Below are 24,345 nucleotides of genomic sequence, written 5' to 3'. Positions count from 1 at the left end.
GATTCAAACCATCAGGTATGCTACATCCTGACATGAGCGTAGCCGGACTGTGTGAACTCTGTGAGCGCCCCGACGTGGACCACACCTGCGATAGATGCGGGCGACTCGTCTGTGACCGCCACTGGGACGAGGACACCGGGATGTGTGTCGAGTGCGGTGCGGAGGTCGGCCAGCCGAGCGACCGGAAATCACCGGAGAACATGCCCGACGGCGTGGACACGTACCGGTTCTAAGCTATCGGAACTGATTCAGTCGCTGTTTGAGCTGTTTCGCGGACTGTCCGGCGGCCTTGAAGAACGCGTCACCGGAGTCGTCGCGCCGCGTGTCGGCGTCCTCGCCGGCGAAGATGATGCCCCGCGAGGAGTTGACGAGGCCGACGCCGTCGGCGAGACCGTGCTCGACGGCCGCTTCGGCGTCGCCACCCTGCGCGCCGACGCCGGGGACGAGGAACGGAATGTCCGGAACTAATTCGCGGATTTCTTCGAGTTCGTCGGGGTTGGTCGCGCCGACGACGAGTCCGACGTTCCCGTTCCCGTTCCAGAGGTCCGCGAGGTGGACCACGCGCTCGTAGAGCTTCTCGCCGGAGGCCAGTTCGAGGTCCTGGAGGTCCTCGCCGCCGGGGTTGGACGTGCGCCCCAGCACGAACACGCCCTTGTCCGCGCGCTGGAGAAACGGCTCCAACGAGTCCCGGCCGAGGAACGGGTTGACCGTGATGGCGTCGGCGGCAGGCCCTTCATCCTCGTCGAGAATCTGGGCGTACTGCCGCGCCGTGTTGCCGATATCGCCCCGCTTTGCGTCGAGCAGCACGGGCACGTCCTTCCCGTGTGCGTAGGCGATGGTCTCTTCGAGGGCGCGCCAGCCGTCGGGGTCCTCGTAGAAGGCGGCGTTCGGCTTGTAGCAGGCGGCGTGTTCGTGGGTCGAATCGATGATGCGGCGGTTGAACTGCCAGCGCGGGAGGTCGGCGTCCAGCACGCTGTCGGGGAGGCGGTCGGGGTCCGGGTCGAGGCCGACCGACACCACGCTGTCGGCGGTCGCGATTCGGTCCGCGAGACGGTCGAAGAAGTGCATAGATACCGCGGCGGCTGGCAGCGATACAAGCGTTTCCTTCTCGCGTCGTGCCCGCTTCGATGGAATCAGATTTGATATTCTCCCCCGTGTCTATTTCACAACGCAGGTAGAAGCCCGCTCATGGACCGTTTCATGGATATCGGCCATGTGGCCGAGACCCTCCCAGACCTGAGCGAAGCCCTGGACGACCCGCGGCTGCGGCAGTTCGGACTCGTCGGCGGTGTCCTGCTCGTGGCCGTCGGCGCGCTGTTGTCGCTCGCGCCCGCGTCCGGACAGTGGCTGTTCTGGTCGTACGCTGTCGCGGCAACGCTGGTGTTTATCGGCGTTCCGCTGTTGTGTCTCGGCCTCGCCGCTCCCGACCCGGAGCCCGGGTCGCTGTTCCATCTCGGCATCGAACTAACGACGACACAGCGCCGGGCCGTCGCGCTGGGATCGCTCTGTATCACCGCGACACCGATTGTCATCGCCGTCGGAACGCCGCTCGGCCTCCCGACGCTGGTGCTTGCTATCGCTGCCGCGACAGCGGTGCTCGGTTCCGTGCTCGTCCTCACTGGCTTCGTCGCGTGGACGTCCGCGGCTATTGCCGAGCCGAGTCGTCACTGATACTGTTGGCTGTAACTATTTTAAGATATTCGCCACCCGGGGTGGCGAAATTCTTTACAGACGTACAGCCGACAGTATGAGTACAGCTATTTCAGTCGGAGTCGCAGCCAACCGTTTCTTTCTCCGGAAAACCCTCCTACCCCGAGAGGGACTGCTCCAGCACGTCGACCGCGGCTTTCACCGCCGCGCCGCTGTGAACGACGATGGTTGTCCCGTCGACGGTGAGATCATCACGATCCGGCACGGTCGCGGGCTCTCGCTCCAAGACCAACCAAGCCGTCGCCGGCGTTACCTCGACGATTGCCACTTCGTCGTCGTCGGCCGTCACGCGGTAGGCGAAGGCCCCGTCCGGCGTCGGGTCCACGTCCCTATCGGCATCGACGACGGACACGTCGGCAAGCGGCCCGCGCTGGAGGCCGGTCAGTTCCGAGGCGAGCAACTGTCCGATCCGTCGGCCGTCAGCAATCCTGTCTTTGACCATTAGAGCTCCTCCCGAACGTCGGCAGCGATGGCTTCGACGTCGACACCCTCACTCCGCGCGTACACCACGGCCGCGGCCTCGAGCGTGACACCGATGTCGGACTGGAGCGCGTTGATACCGGCGACAGCGGTCTGTTTCTCGATGCCGGCCTCGACGACCGCATCGAGCACCCGCTCGAACGTCGACCGCGACTGCAGGATTTCCTCACCCGGCGTGAACCCGTCCGGAATCGTGGTGTGTGTCGCGTCGAAAGCGACGACGAGGTCGTCCTCGTCCCGTTCGACCAGCCCCTCGCTCGCGGCCACGTCCACCAGCGTCTTGGCCTGGTCGGGCGAGAACCAGTTCCGGTCCAGCGAGAGCGCGACGACGAACTCGCTTTCCGCCATCCGGTCGGTTCCACGCTGGCGGAACGGTGCGGCGACGGCCGTCTTCAGACTCATCGTCAGAGCAACCGGTCGGCGCGGGGGTAACGATTACGATGGCGAGTCGGCATCGAACGGTTCAAGTAGCCGCTGGGTCTTCCTTCCCGTATGAAAGACCAGGGACGCTCCCCTCGCAAGCGGACAGGCGGCCGCCGACGACCGAACCACAAGAAGAAGAAACACGAGCTCGGCAAGGACACCGTCGAGACGCAGGTCGGCGAGCAGCGACTGAAGACCGTCGACTCCCGCGGTAACACCCAGAAGGTCCGTGCGGTCAAGACCGACGTTGCGAGCATCGCCGACGGCGCGGAAACCATCGAAGCGACCATCGAGAACGTCGTCGAGAACCCGTCGAACCCGAACTACGCCCGGCGAAACATCATCACGAAAGGCGCAATCCTCGACACTTCCGAGGGACAGGCCCGCGTGACCTCCCGCCCGGGGCAGCACGGTCAGGTCAACGCCGTGCTGGTCGAGTAATCCGGCACGCAATCAGCTTTTTCGGCTGTTCACGGACTCGGAGCGACAGCGTCAGCTATGGCCGGGGAGCGGCCTTCTGGAGCGCGCTTTCGGCGATGTTGCCGCCGTAGTCGGCGGTTCGGGACAGCGAGTCGACCACGCGGCCAAGTAGCTGTGCGCTCTGTGGGTCTAGCTCCCTGACTTTCCCGTCGACCTCGCGGGCGGTTTCGTCGACTTCGGGGATGCGAGCACGGGCCTCGTTTGCCAACTCGACAGCCTCGTCGTTGTCGTCAGCCAACAGCGCATCCATCGCGGTTTCGGGGACGGCGATGGCCTCGGTTTCCAACTGATCGAGAAGGTCGGCAGTTTCGCCGGTGATTTCGCCGATTTCCTGGGAGAGGCTGGCGATTTTGGTCGCGTGGTCAGCAATGCGCTCTAGCTGACGGGCGCTGGACTGATAGTCGAACACTGTCTCACGCGGGAAGCCGATTTCGTTGGCAGCCGTCGGATTGCGAAGGACGGTTCGGAACACGCGCGAGACCATGTACCAGAGGCGGTCCACGTCGTCATCGCGTTGTATAACGTCTTCGGCGAGGTCGTTGTCGTCCTCGATGAGCGCCTTGACGGCGTCTGAGAGCATCGTCAACGAAACCAGCCGCATACGCGTGATGGCGTTGAGAACGGAGAGCTCCGACGAATCCAGCAGGTCCTGCAGGACGACTCGGTCAGCCGTCTCCTCTATCATCTCGAGGCCGACCAGTCCCTGTGTCGCATCGCGGATGATGCGTCGCTGCTCGGCCGTTATGCGAGCGGCCTCCAGTCGGATGATGTCGAAGCCGCTGACGTACATCGTCATCACTGCCCGCGTGAGTTCGTGCCTGTTTTCGAGGCCGGTCACGTCTAGCGTTCCCTCGACGTGGTCGTCGCCGTGCTGTGGCGAGACCAGTAGCAGGTCGTCTTCGGCGTAAAACTCGACGATACTGCCGCTCTCGACACCATTCTCAGTCGCCCACTCCTTCGGTAGTGAGACAGTGTACGTGGACCCGCCCGTCAGCTGTACTTTGCGCGTCTCCATAGTACTACGAATACGCGCTGCAGATTTATAAAATATGCTGTGACTATATATTACTGATCGAAACTCTGACCTGTGCTGTCATGAAATAACGACACACGCTGCGGGCGCTACCCCGTGTAGTATGGTGTCAATATCAGGATCAACGAGTTGTTCTCTAACTGGGCCGCTATCGGGCTTAGACGCCCGTTACCCCGCTTTAGGCGCGCGAGATAGCAACGCCATCAAAATATATAGTAGTATATAGTGTTTATATCCAGATATAGGGCTAATAGTAGGGTACTTATCCGCTCTCTAACTTCCATCAGGTGATGACAGATTCACCGAGCAGTGGTCTCTCACGTCGCCGATTTTTAACAAGTTCTGGTGCGATTGGGGCGCTGGCACTGGCCGGTTGTACGCAGAACACGAGCCGTGGCAACGACGGCGGCTCCACTGACAGCGGTTCTGACGGCCTCTCGGGGCAGGTCATTATCAAGGGCAGCAGTACCGTGTTCCCCATCTCCGACGCGATGGCCGAGGAGTTCATGGAAGAACACGGGAACGTCAACGTCACCGTCGACTCCACGGGGAGCGGCGGCGGCTTCGAGAACTGGTTCTGTCCCGGCGACTCCGATATCAACGGGGCTTCCCGCCCTATCAGCGACGCCGAGATAGAGCAGTGTTCGGGCAACGACGTCGAGCCTGTCGAGTTCGAGATCGCGGGTGACGCGTTGACTGTCGCGGTCAACAACGACGCTGACTGGGTCGACTGCATGACCTTCGACGAACTTCGCCAGATCTGGAGCGACGAAGCGGGCGTCACGAACTGGTCGGACGTGCGCGACGAGTGGCCCGATATGGAGATCGAACGCTACGGCCCGGCGTCGACGTCCGGGACGTTCGACTACTTCAACGAGAACGTTGTCGGCGAGGACACCGAACACACAACCGAGTACCAGCCGACCGAAGAGGACGAGACTATCGTCAAAGGGATCCGTGACAACGAGGGTGGGATGGGGTATTTCGCTTCGCCTACTACAACTCCAACTCCGAGGCGGTGAAAGCCGTCGAAGTCAAGGCCGAAGAGGGCGACGAATGTACCCCTCCGAGTCTGGCAAACGCCAAGGACGGTTCCTATCCGCTGGCCCGACCGCTGTTCATCTACGCGGCCGAGTCAGCGCTTCAGCGAGAGGAAGTGTACGAGTTCATTCAGTTCTACCTCGAACAGGCCGAAACCGACCTAGTGCAGGATATCGGGTACGTGCCGTCGAGCGCCGAGCAGCGCGACGAGAACCTCGAAAAGCTGGACGAGATCGCCGGCTAACACGGTCGAGAGCCGGCTTACTCACATGAGTACATTATGAGAGACAACACAATGAGTACCGAGACGCCCGGGCCGAATATTACGTCCAGACCGAGTGGGCGTGCAGCACGCGAGCGTATGTACCGATACGTCTTGCTCCTGTGTGCTGCCGCGTCGATTCTCGTCACCGTCAGCATCGTCGTGTTGCTCGCACGCGACGCGATTACGTTCTTTACGCTGGTGAACCCGGTCGACTTCTTCACCGGAACGGAGTTCCTCATCAGTCGGAACGTCTACGGGTTACTCCCGCTGTTGAGCGGCACGCTGTTGGTCACGGTGATCTCCGCCGTCATCGCACTCCCGACGGGTGTCGCGGCCGCGGTCTATCTCAGCGAGTACGCTAGCGACCAGATGCGCTCGGTGCTGAAACCGGGGCTGGAAATTCTGGCTGGTATCCCGACAGTCGTCTACGGTATCTTCGCGCTCGTGTACGTGACACCGTTCCTCCAGACCATCGGGCTCCCGGTGAACACGTTCAACATCCTCAGCGCTTCCATCATGGTCGGTATCATGATTATCCCGATGGTCTCCAGCCTGAGCGAGGACGCGATGAGTTCCGTCCCGGACTCGCTACGACAGGCCGGCTACGGGATGGGCGCGACGAAGTTCGAGGTGACCACCGGCGTCGTCGTCCCCGCTGCGGCCTCGGGCATCTTCTCCTCGTTCATTCTCGCCCTGTCGCGGGCCATCGGCGAGACGATGATCGTCGTCGTCGCGGCCGGCAGCCGGCCCCGGATGCTGAACCTCTCGGACCCGCTCGCGAACCTCTTCCAGGGGTACCAGCCGATGACGGCGGCGATGGTCCAGATCAACAGCGCCGACAGCGTCAGTCAACTGGGCTTTACCAGTCTCTTCGCTATCGGCCTGACGCTGTTCGTCATCACGTTCCTGTTGAACCTGCTGAGCAACCGAATCGCGGCGCGATACCGGGAGGAGTACGAATGAACACTGGGGGACTGAACTGATGGCAACACGAGAACCTGAAACGGGCTGGCACGGGGAGAACAGCGATGTCAACCATCTTCGGGGGCGTGCCTTCGAGGCGACCTGTCTCGCGGCGACCGCGTTCGGACTCGTCTCCGTCCTGCTCCTCCTGCTGTTCGTCGCCAACGACGCGTTCCGACCCTTCTCGGCCGACGCAGGGTGGCTGGCGACCTACGCCGCGACGGTGCTGGTGCCGCTGGCCGCACTAGCCGTCTACTACTATCGACTCGACGAGCCGGCCGGCGAGGTCGCCTACGTCACCAGCGGACTCCCGGTCGTGGGACTCCTGCTCACGGGCGGGTTTGCGGTGCTGTTCATCGAACTGCTCTCCGTACTCGAGTGGTTCGCGCTCCTCATCTCGCTGGTCGTGGCCGGCGGCCTGATCGTTGCACACGGCCGACTGCGGCCGAAGGCCGCGCTCGAACGCCTCGCCGTGGTGCTCCTCGCTCCGATTATCACGGTATTCGGGCTGCCACCCACCAGGTTCAACTGGTTCGTCACCGACGCCGCCGCGGCGCTCGGCCTCGACTTCGGGCTGTACTATCGCGTAATAAGCCTCCGAGAAGCCATCATGATGCTCCCGTTCGTGCCCACGGACTGGGTCATGTTACTCCTGACGCTCGTGCTCCCAGTCGCCGGTGCCGCAGGCTGGTTCGTCGAACAGCGACGCGAGTCGCGGCGTGACGGCCTAGCCGTCGTCGGGCTGACGGCGGCAGTTGCGGTGCTGGGCGTCGTCGCCGGACCACTGCTGGGAATTGGGACCGACGTGTGGCTGCTCATAGTCACATTCGCCGTACTCCCGCTGGGTGTCTACGTGGAAGGCGTGCTCCGTCGTGGCGAAGGCGTCCGCGGCCTCGCCTTCCCGGTCGCCGCCGTGCTTGGCGTGGTCGTCGGCAGCGTCGTCACCGGCGCGCTCGGGTTTGCCGGACCGGACCCCTGGCTCGACTGGGGGTTCCTGACGAGCGCGACCTCACGGACCGCCGCCGATGCCGGTATCTACCCTTCGATGGTCGGCTCGGTGATGATGATTATCGTGATCGTGCTCACCACGTTCCCGGTCGGCGTCGGGGCGGCGATCTACCTTGAGGAGTACGCACCCTCCCAGGGGCTGATGGGCAAGTTCGTCACACTCATCGAAATCAACATCGGGAACCTCGCCGGTGTGCCGTCGGTCGTGTACGGCCTGCTCGGACTGGCGCTTTTCATCCGAGTTCTCCAGTGGCCCCAGGGCTCCGTCATCGTCGCCGGCCTCGCGGTCGGCCTGTTGATCCTCCCGATTGTGATCATCTCCGCACAGGAGGCGATTCGATCCGTCCCCGACTCGTTCCGACAGGCCTCCTACGGAATGGGGGCGACCCGCTGGCAGACGATCCGGCAGGTCGTCCTCCCTGAAGCACTTCCGGGCATTCTGACCGGGACGATACTGGCGCTGGGTCGGGCCATCGGCGAAACGGCCCCGCTGCTGATGATCGGGGCGGCGGCGTCGGTCCGGCTCGCGCCGAATAGCTTCTTCGACGTGGCGAGCATGATGCCACGCCAGATTTTCTCATGGTCGTCGGAACTGGACCCGTCGTTCCGCCACGGCGTGCTGGCGGCCGGCGTGATTACACTGCTTGCAGTGTTGCTGGTGATGAACGCGACAGCGATTGTCATCCGGAACCGGTATCAGCGAACAGGATAATTCATGACAGAGAACGAGATGACGAGCAACGAGAGTACCGAGCCCACACCGACCACTGAAACAGCCGCGTCGTCGCCGGACCCGTCCGGCGACCCCCTCGTCGACCAGTCGATCGACGTGGAGGGAACGGACGCGAACGCGGGCGAGACGGGGAAGCCAGTCATCGAGTCCCGCGACCTGAACGTGTTCTACGGCGAGACGCAGGCACTACAGGGTATCGACCTGGCCATCCCGGAAAAACAGGTGACGGCCATGATCGGACCCTCCGGCTGTGGCAAGTCCACGTTCCTGCGGTGTATCAACCGCATGAACGATCTCATCGACGCGGCGCGGGTCGAGGGAGACCTCTACTTCGAGGGGAAAAACGTCTACGATGCCGACGTGGACCCGGTGGCGCTGCGGCGACGCATCGGAATGGTGTTCCAGCACCCCAACCCCTTCCCGAAGAGCATCTACGACAACGTCGCTTACGGCCTCCGGATTCAGGACCAGACGGAGGACATAGACGAGAAAGTCGAGACGGCACTCAAGCGCGCCGCACTGTGGGATGAGGTCAAAGACCAGCTAGACAAGAGCGCGCTCGACCTCTCGGGCGGCCAGCAACAGCGGCTCTGCATCGCCCGCGCTATTGCCGTCGACCCGGATGTCATTCTGATGGACGAGCCGGCGTCGGCGCTTGACCCGATTGCCACCTCGAAGATCGAGGACCTCATCGAGGAACTGGCCGAGGAGTTCACCGTTGTCATCGTCACTCACAACATGCAGCAGGCGGCCCGTATCTCGGACAAGACCGCCGTCTTCCTCACCGGTGGCGAGCTGGTCGAGTTCGACGACACGGACAAGATATTCGAGAATCCCGATAGCCAGCGCGTTGAGGACTACATTACTGGCAAGTTCGGGTAGCCTGTACTATCGCTGTAACGTCGCTTCGGTGTCGATGCCGTACACCGCCTTCGGCGTCTCGACGTGTGCCGTTCTGACTGCGTCCTCGTGTCCGTTCTCCAGCAGCCAGCGGACACGCCGTGGCACCGTTTTCGGCCCCAGCACCGCTCCCGGGCGGTCCGGGTCGTCGATATAATCGGTCTCCATCAGGAACGGCTCGTCCGTCTCAACCGCAATCTCCAGTTCGTCCTTATCCGCAAGCACTGATTTGACTGGGCCACGGAGCCGCCCGCCGGAGTAGTGTTTGACGACCTGCATACGGTCGAGGCCACGGTCTTCGGCCCAGCCAGCCACTGCTTCAAAGTCTTCGCCGCCTTCGGTATGGAGCTGTATCGCACAACCTACGTCGGCGGCCCGTTCGAACCCGTGACACATCACCGCATTGGAGGCCTCCCAGACGGCGTCGTCAACGTCGTAGTGCGGTCGCCCGGACTTCATCGCGAGCGCGTCACCGTTATCGACGTACTCCGTCGCCACGTCGAGGCCGGTCTGCATGATGTCCCGTGCTTCCGGCGGCGTGTAGCCGTCATCAACGAGTTTCGAAATCAGCGCCGGGTGGACCCCGAGGACAGGCCAGGCGCGGCCGTCCAGTACCTCGGTCGCGGCGGCAGCGGCCTCGACGGTGAGGTCGAACACCTCGCGGAACGTCTCCGCCGCTGTCGCCTTCTCGACGAGGTGCCAGGACGGCTTGTTGAGCACCAGCAGGTGTGTGCCGCCCTGTGAGGCGAATTCCTCGGCTGCCGCGACGTTCCGGCCGTTGACCGGATCGAGATGGAGGTGGTTGTCCAGTACCGGCGTGTCGTCGATGTCCATACGTGGCCAATGGCACTGGCGGAAAAAACAGTTGGCGTCACGGAGTTCGGCCCTCAGAGCGTCACTGCGTCTTCGGCCGCGTTGCGTAACGCGTCGGAGCGGCCATACTCTCCCGGCGCGATGGCGACCGTTTTGACCCCTTCCCGTGCGGCCACTTCCAGCGCCGGCTTGAAATCCGTGTCCCGCGAGGCGACGACCAAGACGTCGATCTGTCCCGAGGCGACGGCATCTGTCGCGTCGACAGCGAGTCGCACATCGACGTCACCGCTGGTGGTTCGGACCTCGAAGCCGCGGGCCTCGGCGGCCTGAATCAACCCCGGCGAGGCGTTCTGGTCGACGTAGAGGCGAGTCAACGCCAGCGGCCCGTAGTCGACTGCAATGTCCCGGACCTCGTCGAGGTCGACATCGAACTCAGACCTGAGTACGTTCGGCCCGTCGACGAACAGTCCAACGCGCTGTTGCGAGTCTTTCTCCCCGAATATCCGACGAAACAGCTCCATGCGCCCTTTTCCCTGCCCGGTCCGCTTATGCGTGCCGCTTCGGTCGGTAAACCTTTTTCCGCTATATAGAATGGTGCGACACAAAGCTTAGGATGATTCCCCCCTCACACTATGGACGCACCACCGTCCACAGTCAGCCAGCAACAATGCGTGGGACTTGACTATGAGTGAAGGACATCTTCACGACCAAGACGTACTAAACGGGCTCTGTGAGATAATTTCCGATCCGGCTCTGGTCATAGACGCCGACGGCACCTTTGTCGATGTCATTCACAACGCCCACAACGGGGCATTGTTTTTCAAAGATCCGGAAACACTGCTAGGAGCGGATCTCTGGGATATTTTCTCTACAGCACAGGCCGACCAGTTCCACGCGATTATCGAGGACGTTTTACAAACGGGTGAACAGCAGGATATCGAGTACCAGCTATCGCTTGACCACGGAGAGCGATATTTCGAGGCTCGTGTCACGCCGGTCGGCGGTGATAACGTGGGGCGCGTGCTATGGCTGGCAGAAGATATCACGCAGCGTAAGCGGCGGGAAGAAAAGCAAGCCCTCATTGAGCGTGTGTTTGAGGTCAGTCCGGTTGGCATCGTCGCCGTAGAACGATCTGGCAGAATCTCGCTAGCTAACGAGCGCGCCGAGGAACTGCTCGGTCTCGAACGCGAGAAAATCACTCAGAGACGATACACCCAACCGGAGTGGAACATATACTACGAAGACGGGACACCGATCCCCAATTCGGAACACCCAGTCACGCAGGTGCTTGACTCGGGTGAACCGGTGTTCGGGTTCGAGCACTGGATAGAACTTGCCGACGGGAGCGAGCGGTGGCTTTCGAGCAATGCCGCGCCGATACTGGGTGAGGACGGGACTGTTGAGCGCGTCGTCGTTGGTCTGGACGACGTAACGGGATTAAAACAGAGGGGGGAGCAACTAGAGTGGCTGGTCGGGACCGAAACCCTGGCCGACGTTGGCGGGTGGGAACTCGATCTGGAGACGGGTATGATAGAGGGAACTACCGGGATGAAACGCCTCTACGGGACGCCAGAGTACAATCCGACGCTTGAGGAGGCTATCGAGCAGTACCACCCCGACGATAGAGCGGTCGTTCGCGACGCGATCAAGACCTGTTGTGAAACCGGCGAACCGATGGAGATAGAGGCACGCCGCCAGACCGCGGACGAAACCGAGCGCTGGTTCCGACTCCGTGCGGAAAAAACTGTCCGGGACGGGACACCGAAACTGCGAGGCATCGTCCGCGACATCACGAAGGACAAGGAGCGAGAGCAGCGGCTAATGGTCATGAGTCGGATCCTCCGACACAATATCCGAAACAAGCTGACCGTGATACGGGGCAATTCGAGGCTCCTCAAGGAAGAACTCACCTCGTCTGAGCTCCCCGTTGATGCCACTAAGGGACATATCGATAGAATCGAAAACGCCTCGAAAGAACTCGACTCACTGGCCGAGCGGGCACGGTCGTTCGACCGTGTCATTGATCGAGACCTCCGAAGCGGGACAGTCCACCTCCGGCAGGTCTTCAATGATGTCCAAGATGACCTCACAGAACAGCACCCCAGAGTCACCATTGAAATCGCACCCACTGACGCGGAGGTTTCGGGTGACAGGATGGCTATCGACCTGATACTGGAGATTCTCCTCGAGAACGCTCTGGAATACAGTGACCTGGCCGACCCAACTGTCGAACTTACGGCCGAAGAGACACCGTCGGGACAGGTGACAGTCAGCGTCGATACCGATGGCTCCGCGATACCCGAGATGGAGCGCAATGTCCTGGCTTCGGAGACGGAAGGGCCAGTGGCACATAGCCGTGGGCTCGGACTGTGGGCAGTCATGTGGCTTGCCCGACGACTCGGCGGGTCCGTGACGATGGACGAGGACCACGACGACGGCGGAACACCAGTCAAGATCGTGTTTCCGCAGGCGCGAAGCGAGTAAGGAAGACGACTGCTTATTTTCCGTCCCGGTTCTGTCGCTCCATCTATAGTAACAATTGAAACGATTTAACACTGATCGCACTGCCGTCGTGCGATCAGGTGTGCATTGATTTTCAATGGCTACTATACCGCAATCCGGGATTTGATATCGCCACATATGGTTTATCGCGAGGCCACAGGCGGTCAAGGGCCAAACGGTAAGACCACGCGGTACGAGAGGTCCGCGTATGACACTGCGGGCACCACCGCTCTCTGCGGTTCACCAGCGATCCGACGCTTCGTTCACCGATTTCGGCGGGTGGGAGATGCCGGTCGAGTTCGAGTCGATCCGCACGGAACATGAGGCTGTCCGGAGCGAAGCCGGGAAGTTCGACGTTTCACACATGGGACAGATAACCGTGTCCGGGCCGGACGCGGCGACGCTGACACAGCGGCTGACCACCAACGACGTGACCGTGCTGGACCCGGGCGAGGCCCAGTACGGGGCCATCACAGACGAGGACGGAATTATGCTGGACGACACCGTCGTCTACCGATTGCCCGAAGGCGCGGCCGACGAGTTCCTGTTCATCCCGAACGCCGGGCACGACGGGGAAATGACCGAACGGTGGCTCTCTGAGCGGGACGAGCGGGGGATCGACGCGACGGTGACGAACCGGACCGAGGAGTACGCGATGATCGCCGTCCAGGGGCCTGACGCGCCGGACCTGCTGGCAGCCGAGACAGATGTCTCGCTCGCTGCCCTGTCGCGGTTCGAGGTGGCTGACGGGGCTGTCGCCGGTGTCGACTCGTTGATCGCTCGGACGGGATACACGGGCGAACGCGGCTTCGAAATCCTCTGTCCGCCCGACGAAGCCGAGGCGGTCTGGGGCGCGCTTGAGTGCCAGCCCTGCGGGCTCGGCGCGCGCGACACCCTCCGGTTGGAGATGGGTTTTCTGCTCTCCGGGCAGGAGTTCCACCCGGTCGACGAGCCCAGGACGCCTTACGAGGCCGGTATCGGCTGGACCGTCAAACTAGATACGGAGTTCGTCGGTCGGGACGCACTGGAGGGCGTCGCCGCTGACGGTCCCGAAGAGAAGCTCATCGGCATCGAACTCATCGACCGCGGCGTCCCGCGTCACGGGTACGACGTGACGACGCCGGACGGAGAGCCGATCGGTCACATCACCAGCGGTACGATGAGTCCGACGCTGGGAGCGCCGATTGCCCTCGCCTACGTCCCGACGGCGTACGCCCAACCGGGCGAGACTGTCCGCGTCGTCGTCCGCGGCGAACCGAAGAAAGCACGTACCAGGAGCACACCATTCCTCGATAGATGAGCTTCGACGTTCCCGACGACCTGCGATATCTGGAGTCACACGAATGGGTACGCGTCTCCGGCGACACCGCCGAGGTCGGCATCACGGCGTTCGCACAGGACGAACTCGGCGACGTGGTGTTCGTCGAACTGCCCGAGGCAGGGGCGGAGCTGACCGCGGGCGAGGACTTCGGCGTAGTGGAGTCTATCAAGGCCGTGTCCGACGTGTACGCCCCCGTCTCCGGCACCGTCACAGCAGTCAACGACCGGCTCCGCGACGAGCCGGAACTGCTGAACGAGGACCCGTTCGGTGACGGGTGGATGCTTGAGGTCGAGATAGCCGACGAGAGCGACGACCTGCTTTCACCCGACGCGTACCGCGACCAGATCGAGTAACCCTCGGTGGCAGCGGTCCCTGCGGGGGTGAAAGGAGTAACCTAATGTGGGCACGGTCGCTAGCTGTCGATATCATGTCACCCCGGCGCTACTGGGTGGTTCTCCAATGAGCGATAGTGACTCACACGCAACAGGCAGTCCGTACGCACCGCAGACGGCCGCAGAGACCGCGGCGATGCTCGATGCAGTCGGGGCCGACGACCTCGAATCGCTGTTCGACGTTCCCGAGTCCGTCGCCTTCGACGGCGAGTTCGGTATCGACGCCCGGAGCGAGCGGGCGGCGCGCCGGGAAGTCGCCGGCCTCCTGGGCCGCAACGCCGACCTCACCGAGTTTCTCGGCCGCGGCCACTACGACCACTACGTCCCGAGCGTCGTTGACGACCTCGCCGGCCGCTCGGAGTTCCTGACCTCCTACACGCAGTACCAGCCAGAGGTCGCACAGGGCTTTCTCCAAGCGTTGTTCGAGTTCCAGTCGATGCTGGTCGAACTCACGGGACTGGGCGTCGCCAACTGCTCGATGTACGACGACGCGACGGCGCTGGGCGAGGCGGCGACGCTCTCCCAGCGCGTCCGTTCGGTCTCGGGCGACCGGATTCTGGTTCCCGAGCACCTCCGGGAGGGCAAACGCACCGTTCTGTCGAACTACGCCGAAGGACCGGCCCTCACGGTCGAGTCATACCCGATGACCGACGGCGTCGTCGACGTGGCGGCGCTGGCCGACCAGATAGGCGACGACACCGCGATGGTGTACGCCGAGTCGCCGACGGTCCGGGGCGTTATCGAGGAACGGCTCGGGGTTGTCGGCGACCTGGCCCACGACCACGAGGCGCTGTTCTGTCTCGGCTCGGACCCCATCGCGCTGTCCCTGCTGGAGCGCCCGGCCGATGTCGGAGCCGACGTAGTCGTCGGCGACGCCGCGTCGCTGGGGACCGGGACCGCCTACGGATTCGGCCTCGGAATGTTCGTCACCCGCGAGGAGTATCTGCGGCAGGTCCCCGGCCGGCTGGTCGGGGCCAGCGAAGACGCCGCCGACCGCCGCGCGTACACGCTGACGCTCCAGACGCGGGAGCAACACATCCGCAAGGAGCGGGCCACCTCCAACATCTGTACGAATCAGGCGTGGGTCGCGCTTCGGACTGCGATGCACGCCGCGTGGCTCGGCCCGGACGGACTGGTCGACCTCGCCGAGGACTGTGTGACCCGCGCTCGTGACCTATCTGACCGCCTCGACGACATCGTCGGCGTGAAAGCCCCGATTCACGGCCGCCACCACTTCCGGGAGTTCCTCGCCCGCACGGACCAGCCGGCCAGCGCAATCGTGGCCGACCTCGCGAGCGAGGGCTTCGCGGTCCACGCGGTCGACGACCACTTAGTGCAGGTGTGTGCGACCGAGACCACTGCTGACGCCACAGACGAGTTCGTGGCGGCGTTCCGGGAGGTGGCGAAGTGACACTCGCCTCGCGCTACTCGGCGAAACACCGTGAGACAAACCGCGTCCCACGAGCGTCACGCTCGACACGGGGGTGTCTCGCGTGAAATACGACCAGGCGCGCTGGACCGACGACAGCGACGACCGGTACGAGCCGCTGCTCTCGGAGAAAGCCAGCGAGACGGTCGACACCGAAGACTCGCCGCTGCCCGACGACCTGACGCGGGACTCGCTCTCCCTGCCGGACCCGGCCGAGCCTGAACTGGCCCGGCACTATACGCGCCTCTCGCAGATGAACTACGGCGTCGAGAGCGGGCCGTTCCCGCTCGGCTCGTGTACGATGAAGTACAACCCCTCCTTCACCGAGGACGTGGCTGCACGGGCGGACGCCGCCATCCACCCGGACCGGCCCGATTCGACGGTCCAGGGGACGCTGGCGCTGTGTCACCGCCTGCAGGACTACCTCGGCCGCATCGGCGGGATGGACGCGGTGACGCTACAGCCCCCGGCCGGCGCGGCTGGCGAGTTCACCGGGATACAGATAGCGAAAGCCTACCACCAGCATAACGACGACGAGCGCACGGAGGTCGTCATCCCGGACTCGGCCCACGGCACGAACTTCGCGACGGCGGCGATGGCCGGCTACGAGGTCGTCGAGCTCCCGAGCGGCGACGACGGCCGGGTCGACATCGAAGCGCTGGAGGCGGCTGTCGGCGACGACACCGCCGCGCTGATGCTCACGAACCCCAACACGCTGGGGCTGTTCGAGCGCGACATCGAGCACATCGCCGACATCGTCCACGACGCCGGCGGCCTGCTGTACTACGACGGCGCGAACCTCAACGCCCTGCTCGGGCGCGCTCGCCCCGGCGACATGGGCTTCGACGTGATGCACTACAACGTCCACAAGACGTTCGCGACGCCCCACGGTGGCGGCGGTCCCGGGGCCGGCCCGGTCGGCGTCCGCGAGGAACTGGCCCAGTTCCTCCCGAACCCACACGTCAGAGAGCGCGGCGGCAACTACGAACACTACGAGCCGGACAACTCCATCGGGAAGGTCCACGGCTTCTACGGTAACTGGCCGGTATTGCTCAAGACCTTTGCGTACATCGCCAGATTGGGCGACGAAGGCCTCCGAGACGCCAGCGCGAAGGCCGTGCTGAACGCGAACTACCTCGCTGAGCAGATAGAGTACGAGGTGCCATTTGGCCCGTTCCACCACGAGTTCGTCGCCAGCGCGGGCGAGCAGGACGCCGCCGACGCGGCCAAGCGGATGCTCGATTACGGCGTCCACCCGCCGACGACGAAGTGGCCCGAAATCGTCGACGAGGCGCTGATGACCGAGCCCACGGAGAGCGAAACCAAACGCTCGCTGGACCAGCTCGCGGCCGCGTTCAACGCCGTGGCCGGCGACTCCGACGCCGAACTGGCCGACGCGCCGTCGCGTCCGGCGGCGAAACGCATCGACCAGGCGACTGCGGCCCGAAACCCGCGGCTCTCCTGGCAAGCGCTTGACGACACGTAGCTGCTCGTTTCGACAATTGATACTCCCGCCCGAGCGTATATGCCACCCCGTTGTATAGCAGTTACAACGCAACGCTATGTCCGATACGCCGCACCTGTTGTACGTGGGTCTTGCCGACGCGGACACAGCCACACCTGACGCATCGGTTGCAGTTACGCCAGTCACCAGCGCGGCAGACGCGCTGTCGGAGCTGGCCGACCGCGACTACGCCGCCGTCATCTGCGAGCAAGAGCTCCCGGGGGACGAAACGGGTCTGGACGTGCTGGCGGCGATACGCGAGCAATACGACGCCCTCCCGATCGTTCTCTGTACGGCCGAACCGGACGGCGAGGTCGCCGCCCGTGCGACGCAGTTGGCCGTTACTGAGTACGTCCCGCGGAGCGATGTGGACCTGGCGACACGGGTCGGCGACATCCTGACAGGGACCGACACGAGCGCCGACAGTCCAGCCGATCCCATCGAGCGCAAGCACGAGCTACGGACGAACAACGCGGCGCTTCGGAAGCTAGCACAGCTCGCAACGGAAGACGGGCTCACGGAGACCGAAACGGTCGAACGAGTCCTCGAAATCGGATGCCAGCGGCTCGGCGTGTCACTTGGCTTTCTGAACCGGATCGCGGACGGGACACACGAGATCGCGGTAATGGTCGGCGATCACCCCCGCTTCGAGCCCGGGGCCACGACCCCGGTCGAAGATACCTACTGTGATCGGGTCATCGAGACCGGCGAGATGTACGAGGTCGCCGACGCTACCGACGTGGCGGGCGGTCCACCAATCGCCCAGAAAACCGGGATGTCCTGCTATATCGGGAGCGAACTCAGCGTCAACGGGACGACCTACGGGACGCTGTGTTTCGCCGACAGCGACCCGCGTCCGGAGCCGTTTTCGGACTCGGAGCAGGCGTTTCTCGAACTGCTGACCGAATGGATGAACCGCGAACTCGAACGCCGCCGCCGCGAGGACGAACTCGAACGATACGAGAACATCATCGAAGCGGTCGACGACGGCGTCTATGCGCTCGACTCAGAGGGGTATTTCGAGTTCGTCAACCAAGCAATGACCGACCTCACTGGCTACTCCGAGTCGGAGCTGCTCGGCGCCTACACCGGGTTCATCAAGAACGACGCCGTCGTCGAGCGCGCCGAATCAATCGTTCAGGAGATGATATTCGGGGACCGCGACGACGAGGAATCGTTCGAACTGGAGATCCAGCAGGCGTCGGGGAACTCATTCCCCGCCCAGGACCACATGACGCTGCTGTACGACGACGACGAGCGATTCGCCGGGACCGCGGGCGTCATCCGGGATATCACGGAACAGAAACGGCGCGACGAGGCGCTGTCCGGACTGCTTGATACGACTCGGTCGCTCATGCAGGCCAAGACACCCCAGGAGGTCGCCGAAACAGTCATCGAGGCGACTGAGTCGGATCTCGGGTTCGACCACTCGCTCGTCAGGCTGTACGACGAGGAGGCGGACACACTCCGACCGGTCGCAGCCAGCGACAAGGTCCCGGAACGACCGGTGTACGACGCCGACGAAGGGTTCCCCGGCGACGCGTTCCAGCGCGACGAGCCGCTGATCGTTGACGAGTTCGAGCGGATCGACAACTACGACTCCGACGTGCTGACAGCGGTGATGTACCTCCCGATGGGGGACCACGGAGTCGTGAGCATCGGTGCGCGACAGGGCCACGAGTTCACCGAGTCGGACGTCTCCGTCGGCAAGATTCTCGCGTCCAATGCAGCCGCCGCGTTCGACCGCGTCGAGCGTGAGCGAAGCCTGTTACGGTACGAGTCAGTGTTCGAGAACGTCCGTGACATGATGTACGTCCTCGACGACGAGGGTCGGTTCCAGCTGGTCACCGAACCGCTCGCGGAGTGGCTCGGCTACGAGCGGGCGACGCTTCTGGGCCAGCATCCGCGCGTTGTTCTCGACCAGGACACTATCGACGAGTTCGCCTGTCGTATCGGCGACCTCTGCCGCGCGGGCGGAACCGGGGCGGTCCAGCTCGAAGCGGCACTGGAAACGGCCAGCGGAGGGACGCGTCCGGCCGAAATCGAGGTCTCGCTGCTCGACGCGGACCAGTTCCGCGGCACTGTCGGCGTCGTCCGGGACCTGACCGAACTCAAGCAGGCGCGGGCAGAGCTGAAAGACGAGCGTGACCGGTTCTCGTACCTATTTAACACGCTCCCAGACGCCGTCATCGAAACGGAGACGGTCGCGGACGAGTCGGTCGTCAGGTCGGTCAACCCCGCGTTCTCCGACGTGTTCGGGTACGGCGAGGACACAGCCGTCGACAGCCCACTCTCCGACCTCCTCCGACCACCGGACACTGCACACGACGAACTGCCCCAGTTCGACGACCGACGGGCGAACGGCGACCCCTTCCAGACCGAACTCCGACTGATGACCGAGACGGGGTTCCGTGACTTCCTCTTCCGGGGCGTGCCGTACAGCCGGGACGGCGACAGCGTCCGCGGGTTCGGTATCTACACCGACATCACTGAGCAGCGCGAGCGCGAACGCCGGCTGAAACTGCTCAACCGCGTCCTTCGGCACAACCTCCGGAACGACCTGACTGTCGTCCTCGGGATGGCTGACGCGCTGGACGAGCGAATCGACGACGAGGACCAGCGAGCCATTCTCCACAGACTTCAGCGAAAGGCGGAGGAGATGGCGTCGCTGAGTGAGCGGGCGCGCGACATGGAGCGTTCCGTTCGCCGCGACCAGTACGGCGCGGCCCCGGTCAACGTGCCCGCAACCGTTACGGATACCGTATCCTCGTATCACGACGAGTATGCCGGTGAAATCAAAACAGACCTCCCGGATGTGTCGGTTACGGCGGGTGATGGGCGGCTCCATCGAATCCTCGGTGAACTCCTCGAAAACAGCCTCGAACACGCCGGCGACGACCCGTCGATTAGCGTCGACGTGACGGCCGACCAGCGAACCGTCTCAATCACTGTCGCCGACGACGGCCCGGGGATTCCACAGCACGAACTCGACGTCGTGACCGGCGACGAACCGATTACACAACTCCGTCACGGGACCGGCCTCGGCCTGTGGCTGGTCGTCTGGGTGACCGAAACCTACGGCGGCACCGTCGACTTCGCTAGCGGTCGGGACGGCGGGACAGTCGTCACGCTAGAACTGCCTCGGTTGGATACTTAGATGGCGTCGCGGATCCGGTCGGCGAGCACGCTGTACTGCTCCGTGCCCGTCCCCTTCTGAACCACGGCAGTGACGCCATGTTCCGCGGCAGCATCTGCGACGTCGTCGTACTCGCGGGCCGTAAACAGCAGGAACGGGATGTCGACGTCGTTCTCCCGGAGCGCGGCACATAGCTCCATCCCGTCGAGCCGGGGCATCTTGTAGTCACTGACGACGGCGTCGAAATCGCCGTCAGTTGCCAGGTCCAGTGCCGCCTCTGGGTCGGCTTCCGTCGTGATCTCGAACTCGTCTTCCTGTCCCAGAAACGTCCCGACGATGTCCAGAACGTCTACGTCCTCGTCTACCAGTAGGACCTCGATACTCATCGGTTCTAGGTCCGTGGTTCCCCGGTAAAAACTCTCGGTCACCGCATCGCATCCAGGTTGACGACGATGTCCTTGTCCACGGTAATCCACGTCGATAGCTTGGCAATGCCGGAGAGCCCCCGCGGTGACACGGTACAGCGGTCCGGTTCGCCGGTGTACTCAACCACGGTCATCGACAGGTCGTGCGGGGCCTGCGTTCGCTCGGCGGTCGCGTTTCCCGCACCGTCCGGGTCGAGACTCATCGGTAATGGATACCTCTCAGGGACGGTGTAAAACGGCTGCTAAGAGGTCTCTATACCGCTCCGGAGAGCTATGCCGCCTGGCCGGTGTCGACTTCGCCGTCGATGCGGACGAACCCGTAGTCACACTCCGGGCAGTGCCACTTGATCTTGGTCCCCAGGTGCATCGTCGTGCTCGCGACCTTCCAGAAGTCGCGGTACTCTTCGCATTCAGGACAGTAGTGTTCGAGTTCGAGGCCCATATCCAGTTGTTTCCGCGGGGGTACAGTTGAATTTCCCGGTTCCACTCGGGGCGTCGAAGGGGGCAAACCGCTCGAACCCCTGTATCCCAGTATGATTCCGAGTGCGTACGAGCCGACTCATCCGACCGAACTGGCCGTCGACGCTGAATCGCTGCCGCCGTCGGCGACCGAGACGGCGACGTTCGGCATGGGCTGTTTCTGGGGGCCAGACGCCCGCTTCGGCGCGACACCGGGCGTGGTCAGGACACGAGTCGCTACGCCGGCGGCACCGACCTGGACCCCAGTTACTACTCGCTGGGCGACCACACCGAGGTCGTCCAGGTCGAGTACGACCCCGAGGCGGTGCGCTACGAGGACCTGCTTGCCGTGTTCTGGGCGAACCATACGCCGTTTTCCGCCCCTCGGAAACGCCAGTACCGCGGCGTGGTGCTGGCTCATAACGATCAGCAGCGTGAAACCGCCAAGCGGACGCGCGAGGAACTCGAATCGCGGACGGGTAGGTCAGTCGAGACGGCCATCGAAACCCTCGACCAGTTCTACCTGGCGGAAGACTACCACCAGAAGTACGAACTCCGCTCGACGCCAGTGGTCGCCGATGAACTTGAAGATATCTACGGCGATGCGTTCGTCGATTCGACGGTCGCCGCCCGGCTCAACGGCTTCGTTGCCGGCCACGGGGACGACGCCGAGCGCGAGGCGCTGTTTGCCGAACTGGATATCTCACCGGCTGCGCTCTCAGAGGTCCGCCGCCGGCTCTGAACACGGAGCTAGCGGTTCACAGTCGCCACGGGGCTCGGCCGCCCGCGCGCCCCAACGATTCGCCCACGGCTATAAGACGCTGGCAGTGCCAGATCCAGCTATGACTATCTACACCGGCCGCGGCGACCAGGGCCAGACTGATCTCCGGAACATGGAGCGGGTGTCGAAGGACAGCCGCCGCATCGAGGCGTACGGCACCGTCGACGAAGTGAACGCACTGGTCGGCGTCGTCAGGCCGACCGGCCACGATGACATCGACGAAAAGCTCCGCGTCATCCAGAACCACCTCCACATCGTTCAGGCCGACTTCGCCAACCCCGACCCCGACGAGGACGACCCACGGATACAGGAGTCCCACGTCGAGACGCTCGAAGACCTCATCGACGAGGCCGATTCGGAGCTTGACCCGCTCGAATCGTTCATCCTTCCCTCCGGATCGGAGCCGGGGGCGAAGCTCCACCACGCCCGCGCGGTCTGTCGGCGCGCAGAGCGCCGCTGCGTCTCCTTTGCTGCCGAGGAGGCCGGTGTCAACGAGACGGCTATCATCTACCTGAACCGGCTCTCGGACGCCCTGTTCACGCTCGCCCGCCTCGTCAACAAGCGGGAGGGCATCCGCGAGGAGAACCCCGAGTACTGAGACGACACCTCCCGCGCGGCCGCCGTCAGTACCGCGTCGGCGACGGCGGTTCGCAATAGCAAAGTGACCGGCCCGGAAGGGTGAGGTATGAAAGCGACCGCGAAGGCACATCCGATTCAGGGGCTGGTCAAGTACCACGGGATGCGAGACGAGGAACTGCGACTGCCGTACCACGACAGCATCTCCGTCTGTACCGCACCGAGCCACTCGAAGACGACGGCCGCCTTCGACCCGAACCGCGAGGAGGACGTGTACGTCATCGACGGCGAGGAGGTCACCGGCCGCGGGGCCGAGCGTATCGACGCCGTCGTGGACCACGTCCGCGACCTCGCGGACATCGACCACGGCGTCCGCTTCGAGTCGGCGAACAACTTCCCGACGAACATCGGCTTTGGCTCCTCCTCGTCGGGCTTTGCCGCCGCGGCAATGGCCCTCGTTGAGGCGGCGGGCCTTGACATGACACGACCGGAAATATCGACCGTCGCCCGGCGCGGCTCCTCCTCGGCCGCTCGCGCGGTGACGGGCGCGTTCTCCCACCTGCGGACCGGCATGAATGACAAGGACTGTCGGAGCGAGCGCATTGAGACGGACCTCGAAGACGACCTGCGGATCGTCGCCGGGATGGTCCCATCCTACAAGGAAACCGAGGAAGCCCACAAGGAGGCTGCCGAGAGCCACATGTTCGAGTCGCGGATGGCCCACATCCACGGCCAGATCTCGGACATGCGCGACGCGCTGTACGACGGCGATTTCGACGCCGTCTTCGACCTCGCCGAGAAGGACTCGCTGTCGCTGGCCGCCGCGACGATGACCGGTCCCGCCGGCTGGGTGTACTGGCAGCCTCGCACCATCGAGATTTTCAACGCCGTCCGGGAGCTCCGGAACACCGAGGACGTGCCGGTGTACTTTTCCGTCGACACCGGCGCGAGCGTCTACATCAATACGACTGAGGAGTACGTCGGCCGCGTCGAAGAGACGGTCGCCGACTGCGGCGTCGACACCCGCGTCTGGGATGTTGGCGGCCCCGCACAGATTCTCGACGAGGACAAGGCGCTGTTCTGAACCGGCACTGATCGAATCGTCGCTCCCGAGCACAGGGTTAACCCGACGCCGTCCTAACCGGAGAACACAATGCGCGTCGCCGTTCTCGGAGCCGGATACGCCGGGCTCACGCTCGCCAGAAAGCTCGAACAGACTCTCCCCGATAGCGTCTCGCTTGTCGTCGTCGACGAGGAGCCCGAACACCTCGTCCAGCACGAACTCCACCGGGTCGTCCGCCGGCCGTCGCTGGCCGACGAGATCACTGTCGACCTCGACGCCGTCCTCGACTGCGAGGTCCGACAGGCAGCGGTCACGGACGTATCGCCCGACGAAGGGACGGCGACGCTGGACGGTGCTGAGACGCTGTCCTACGACGTGGGCGCGGTGTGTCTCGGTGCACGAACGGCCTTCTACGATCTTCCGGGCGTACGCGAGCACGCGACGCCGCTGAAGCGCCTTGCCGACGCCCACGATATCCGCGAGCGGTTCCTCGAACTCGGTGACGGCGACCGGGTGGTCGTCGGCGGCGCTGGCCTGTCTGGCGTGCAGGTAGCCGGCGAACTGGCCGAAATGGCCTCGGACAGCGACAGCGAGGTCCTCCTGCTCGAACAGGAAGACGCCGTCGCACCGTCGTTCCCGGCGTCGTTCCAGTCGGCGGTCCACGACGCGCTGGTCGACGCTGGTGTGACAGTCAAGACCGGAACGGGCGTGGCTGGGGCCGATGCTGACACCATCGCGCTCGAAGACGGCTCGGACCTGGCGATGGACCAGTTCGTCTGGACCGGCGGTATCGAGGGGTCGCCGGCACTCGACGCCGACCGCCCCGTCGTCCGGGCGGACCTCCGACTCGGCGAGTCGACGTTCGCCGTCGGCGACGCCGCCCGAGTCGTCGACCGCGACGGCGAGGC

25 protein-coding genes and 1 pseudogene are annotated in these 24,345 nt (G+C 63.8%); 17 read left to right on the top strand and 9 right to left on the bottom strand.

All coding sequences use genetic code 11. The features are described 5' to 3' along the window. Nucleotides 1-32: 32 nt before the first annotated feature. Nucleotides 33-233, top strand: coding sequence for a hypothetical protein (locus tag GJ630_RS13660; RefSeq protein ID WP_050036791.1), 201 nt, complete (start codon nucleotides 33-35; stop codon nucleotides 231-233). Between the two features lies 1 nt (nucleotide 234). Here GJ630_RS13660 and pyrF read toward each other — a convergent pair whose 3' ends face one another. Then, a complete protein-coding gene (pyrF, locus tag GJ630_RS13655) occupies nucleotides 235-1,068 on the bottom strand; it encodes an orotidine-5'-phosphate decarboxylase (RefSeq protein ID WP_191450055.1) in 834 nt (277 codons plus the stop codon). A 120-nt stretch (nucleotides 1,069-1,188) separates the two neighbouring features. Here pyrF and GJ630_RS13650 point away from each other — a divergent pair, with 120 nt between their 5' ends. Further along, nucleotides 1,189-1,671: a hypothetical protein gene (locus GJ630_RS13650; RefSeq protein WP_191450054.1), complete on the top strand. Its 483-nt coding sequence runs from the start codon at nucleotides 1,189-1,191 to the stop codon at nucleotides 1,669-1,671. 136 nt (nucleotides 1,672-1,807) lie between these two features. Here GJ630_RS13650 and GJ630_RS13645 read toward each other — a convergent pair whose 3' ends face one another. Together GJ630_RS13645 and GJ630_RS13640 are read right to left on the bottom strand one after the other, a co-directional pair. Further along, the gene (locus tag GJ630_RS13645; protein ID WP_191450053.1) at nucleotides 1,808-2,152 is read right to left on the bottom strand and encodes a hypothetical protein; all 345 of its coding nucleotides are present in this window, start codon (nucleotides 2,150-2,152) and stop codon (nucleotides 1,808-1,810) included. Then, nucleotides 2,152-2,592, bottom strand: a complete 441-nt coding sequence (locus GJ630_RS13640; protein ID WP_014040828.1) for a DUF2240 family protein — start codon at nucleotides 2,590-2,592, stop codon at nucleotides 2,152-2,154. Before GJ630_RS13640 ends, GJ630_RS13645 begins: the two co-directional genes overlap by 1 nt. A gap of 90 nt (nucleotides 2,593-2,682) precedes the next feature. Here GJ630_RS13640 and GJ630_RS13635 point away from each other — a divergent pair, with 90 nt between their 5' ends. Next, entirely contained in the window at nucleotides 2,683-3,054 is a 372-nt protein-coding gene (locus tag GJ630_RS13635; RefSeq protein WP_008311571.1) for a 30S ribosomal protein S8e, read from the top strand. Nucleotides 3,055-3,109: 55 nt separating this feature from the next. Here the strand turns inward: GJ630_RS13635 and GJ630_RS13630 are convergent, their stop codons facing one another. Then, on the bottom strand, nucleotides 3,110-4,108 hold the full coding sequence (locus tag GJ630_RS13630) for a phosphate uptake regulator PhoU (RefSeq protein ID WP_014040827.1): 999 nt from the start codon (nucleotides 4,106-4,108) through the stop codon (nucleotides 3,110-3,112). A 308-nt stretch (nucleotides 4,109-4,416) separates the two neighbouring features. Here GJ630_RS13630 and GJ630_RS13625 point away from each other — a divergent pair. The 4 genes and pseudogenes from GJ630_RS13625 (at nucleotide 4,417) to pstB (ending at nucleotide 9,018) form a co-directional block, all read left to right on the top strand. After that, nucleotides 4,417-5,411, top strand: a pseudogene (locus GJ630_RS13625) (phosphate ABC transporter substrate-binding protein PstS family protein). A gap of 51 nt (nucleotides 5,412-5,462) precedes the next feature. Beyond that, a complete protein-coding gene (gene pstC / locus GJ630_RS13620; RefSeq protein ID WP_044951933.1) occupies nucleotides 5,463-6,395 on the top strand; it encodes a phosphate ABC transporter permease subunit PstC in 933 nt (310 codons plus the stop codon). Nucleotides 6,396-6,414: 19 nt separating this feature from the next. Then, nucleotides 6,415-8,115, top strand: coding sequence for a phosphate ABC transporter permease PstA (pstA, locus tag GJ630_RS13615; RefSeq protein WP_014040824.1), 1,701 nt, complete (start codon nucleotides 6,415-6,417; stop codon nucleotides 8,113-8,115). A 3-nt stretch (nucleotides 8,116-8,118) separates the two neighbouring features. Then, nucleotides 8,119-9,018, top strand: a complete 900-nt coding sequence (gene pstB / locus GJ630_RS13610) for a phosphate ABC transporter ATP-binding protein PstB (RefSeq protein ID WP_050036787.1) — start codon at nucleotides 8,119-8,121, stop codon at nucleotides 9,016-9,018. Nucleotides 9,019-9,024: 6 nt separating this feature from the next. Here pstB and GJ630_RS13605 read toward each other — a convergent pair whose 3' ends face one another. After that, nucleotides 9,025-9,870 carry a TatD family hydrolase gene (locus tag GJ630_RS13605; protein WP_191450052.1) on the bottom strand — a complete coding sequence of 282 codons (846 nt, stop codon included), beginning with the start codon at nucleotides 9,868-9,870 and terminating at the stop codon, nucleotides 9,025-9,027. Nucleotides 9,871-9,923: 53 nt separating this feature from the next. Next, nucleotides 9,924-10,370 (bottom strand): NYN domain-containing protein, encoded by a 447-nt coding sequence (locus tag GJ630_RS13600; RefSeq protein WP_014040821.1) that lies wholly within the window; start codon nucleotides 10,368-10,370, stop codon nucleotides 9,924-9,926. 163 nt (nucleotides 10,371-10,533) lie between these two features. Between GJ630_RS13600 and GJ630_RS13595 the strand changes: the two genes are divergently transcribed. The 6 genes from GJ630_RS13595 (at nucleotide 10,534) to GJ630_RS13570 (ending at nucleotide 20,154) form a co-directional block, all read left to right on the top strand. After that, nucleotides 10,534-12,333, top strand: a complete 1,800-nt coding sequence (locus tag GJ630_RS13595; RefSeq protein ID WP_151103583.1) for a PAS domain-containing sensor histidine kinase — start codon at nucleotides 10,534-10,536, stop codon at nucleotides 12,331-12,333. Nucleotides 12,334-12,559: 226 nt separating this feature from the next. Next, nucleotides 12,560-13,651 carry a glycine cleavage system aminomethyltransferase GcvT gene (gcvT, locus tag GJ630_RS13590; RefSeq protein ID WP_064287621.1) on the top strand — a complete coding sequence of 364 codons (1,092 nt, stop codon included), beginning with the start codon at nucleotides 12,560-12,562 and terminating at the stop codon, nucleotides 13,649-13,651. Further along, a complete protein-coding gene (gcvH, locus tag GJ630_RS13585; RefSeq protein ID WP_014040818.1) occupies nucleotides 13,648-14,025 on the top strand; it encodes a glycine cleavage system protein GcvH in 378 nt (125 codons plus the stop codon). The genes gcvT and gcvH overlap by 4 nt, the downstream gene beginning before the upstream one ends. 106 nt (nucleotides 14,026-14,131) lie before the next feature. Further along, complete coding sequence (gene gcvPA, locus GJ630_RS13580; protein ID WP_050036783.1) at nucleotides 14,132-15,475, top strand: aminomethyl-transferring glycine dehydrogenase subunit GcvPA; 1,344 nt, start codon at nucleotides 14,132-14,134, stop codon at nucleotides 15,473-15,475. A gap of 82 nt (nucleotides 15,476-15,557) precedes the next feature. Further along, nucleotides 15,558-16,979 (top strand): aminomethyl-transferring glycine dehydrogenase subunit GcvPB, encoded by a 1,422-nt coding sequence (gcvPB, locus tag GJ630_RS13575; RefSeq protein WP_058990826.1) that lies wholly within the window; start codon nucleotides 15,558-15,560, stop codon nucleotides 16,977-16,979. Nucleotides 16,980-17,055: 76 nt separating this feature from the next. Then, the gene (locus GJ630_RS13570; protein ID WP_191450051.1) at nucleotides 17,056-20,154 is read left to right on the top strand and encodes a PAS domain S-box protein; all 3,099 of its coding nucleotides are present in this window, start codon (nucleotides 17,056-17,058) and stop codon (nucleotides 20,152-20,154) included. On the opposite strand, the gene GJ630_RS13565 is transcribed toward GJ630_RS13570, so the two are convergent. The 3 genes from GJ630_RS13565 to GJ630_RS19625 form a co-directional block, all read right to left on the bottom strand. Continuing rightward, nucleotides 20,151-20,519, bottom strand: a complete 369-nt coding sequence (locus GJ630_RS13565; RefSeq protein ID WP_014040814.1) for a response regulator — start codon at nucleotides 20,517-20,519, stop codon at nucleotides 20,151-20,153. The two genes, GJ630_RS13570 and GJ630_RS13565, sit on opposite strands and share 4 nt — an antisense overlap. A gap of 38 nt (nucleotides 20,520-20,557) precedes the next feature. Further along, the gene (locus GJ630_RS13560; RefSeq protein ID WP_014040813.1) at nucleotides 20,558-20,761 is read right to left on the bottom strand and encodes a hypothetical protein; all 204 of its coding nucleotides are present in this window, start codon (nucleotides 20,759-20,761) and stop codon (nucleotides 20,558-20,560) included. A 68-nt stretch (nucleotides 20,762-20,829) separates the two neighbouring features. Then, the gene (locus GJ630_RS19625; RefSeq protein ID WP_004591646.1) at nucleotides 20,830-21,000 is read right to left on the bottom strand and encodes a hypothetical protein; all 171 of its coding nucleotides are present in this window, start codon (nucleotides 20,998-21,000) and stop codon (nucleotides 20,830-20,832) included. Between the two features lie 147 nt (nucleotides 21,001-21,147). Between GJ630_RS19625 and GJ630_RS13555 the strand changes: the two genes are divergently transcribed. From GJ630_RS13555 to GJ630_RS13540, 4 genes are all read left to right on the top strand, one after another. Beyond that, nucleotides 21,148-21,759, top strand: a complete 612-nt coding sequence (locus tag GJ630_RS13555) for a peptide-methionine (S)-S-oxide reductase (RefSeq protein ID WP_371727601.1) — start codon at nucleotides 21,148-21,150, stop codon at nucleotides 21,757-21,759. 100 nt (nucleotides 21,760-21,859) lie between these two features. Beyond that, a complete protein-coding gene (locus GJ630_RS13550; protein ID WP_014040811.1) occupies nucleotides 21,860-22,396 on the top strand; it encodes a cob(I)yrinic acid a,c-diamide adenosyltransferase in 537 nt (178 codons plus the stop codon). A gap of 87 nt (nucleotides 22,397-22,483) precedes the next feature. Then, a complete protein-coding gene (mvaD, locus tag GJ630_RS13545) occupies nucleotides 22,484-23,458 on the top strand; it encodes a phosphomevalonate decarboxylase MvaD (protein WP_191450049.1) in 975 nt (324 codons plus the stop codon). Between the two features lie 69 nt (nucleotides 23,459-23,527). Next, a partial coding sequence (locus GJ630_RS13540; RefSeq protein WP_191450048.1) for an NAD(P)/FAD-dependent oxidoreductase occupies nucleotides 23,528-24,345 on the top strand: 818 nt, incomplete at its 3' end.

The sequence above is a fragment of the Haloarcula sp. CBA1122 genome (assembly GCF_009741785.1).
Lineage (GTDB): Archaea > Halobacteriota > Halobacteria > Halobacteriales > Haloarculaceae > Haloarcula > Haloarcula hispanica.
Note: the sequence above shows the minus strand (reverse complement) of the source record. Positions and strands in the feature narration are given on the sequence as shown.